The organism is Pasteurella oralis (genome assembly GCF_002850605.1).
Classification (GTDB): Bacteria; Pseudomonadota; Gammaproteobacteria; order Enterobacterales; family Pasteurellaceae; genus Pasteurella; species Pasteurella oralis.
Window position 1 is genome coordinate 1 of sequence record NZ_NXGB01000025.1, and the last position, 1,127, is coordinate 1,127.

The 1,127-nt window shown below is 36.2% G+C and carries 1 other RNA gene; it reads left to right on the top strand.

Annotation, left to right across the window (positions count from 1 at the left end):
- Positions 1-480 precede the first annotated feature (480 nt).
- Positions 481-847: a transfer-messenger RNA gene (gene ssrA, locus C0975_RS11235) on the top strand.
- The last annotated feature ends 280 nt before the right edge of the window (positions 848-1,127 follow it).

Sequence of the window (1,127 nt, forward strand, 5' to 3'; positions counted from 1 at the left end):
CAGAACAGGAATTACACCAAATTCATGATGATATTATTGCAAAGATGCACTCACTAGCAGCAGCTTAATACACAAACAATTTAGCAAAAATATTGTGTAGTGGTATTCACATCACATAACTCACTGTTAAAAATCGTAAATATCCATTAATGCCTGAATCTTCCTCAGGCATTCACTTTTCAATAACACATTAATCGTCGCAAATAAAAAGATAAATTCCTTATACCCAACATCTTATTCCAACTATAAAGAGTTACTTCCCCACTTTTTATTTACTAACTTACTATACACACTTAAACTTAAAGGCAATCATATCCCAATTAATCACTAAAACTACGAAACCACCTATTCCCCATCTTTCACAATTCTAATGATTTTATTTCTTAATTTTAATTAGCTGCATCAGGTGTACAACAACATAGTGGTTTTTAAAAATGCTTTTATTTCTAAGGCATCTTTGATAGACTATGCCAAGTTTTTGGGGCTGATTCTGGATTCGACGGGATTAGCGAAGCCCAAGGTGCACGTCGAGGTGCGGTAGGCCTCGTAAATAAACCGCAAAAAAATAGTCGCAAACGACGAACAATACGCTTTAGCAGCTTAATAACCTGCTCATCGCCTTCTCTCCCTAGCTTCCGCTCGTAAGACGGGGATCAAGAGGAGTCAAACCCAAACGAGATCGCGTGGATGCCGCCGCCTGAGGATCGAAACGCTAAATTGAATCAAGCTAGTTTATCTATCGCGTGTCTATCCGCAGTGGGTAAATGAAATTAAAGATTAGACTAAACGTGTAGTACTGAAGGTAGAGTAATTTCGGACGCGGGTTCAACTCCCGCCAGCTCCACCAAAAAAGATATAACAGAGATATAACTATAGATTTAAAATCAATAAGTTATAAATTTACATCATATCTCTGTATAACTAAAATATAACAAAAAATGATCCGTATATGATCCGCGAAAAGTAAAAAGGGCTAAACGCCCTTTTATATTACTTGTTTAATTGATTTTGAGGCATTAGATTTAACAACAGAGATAAATGTAAATGAATCAGAGTCGGTCGATGTATCAGATAATGTTTCGTATGTAACTTCAAGTGAACACTCTACATTTTTGGGAATCGAAATG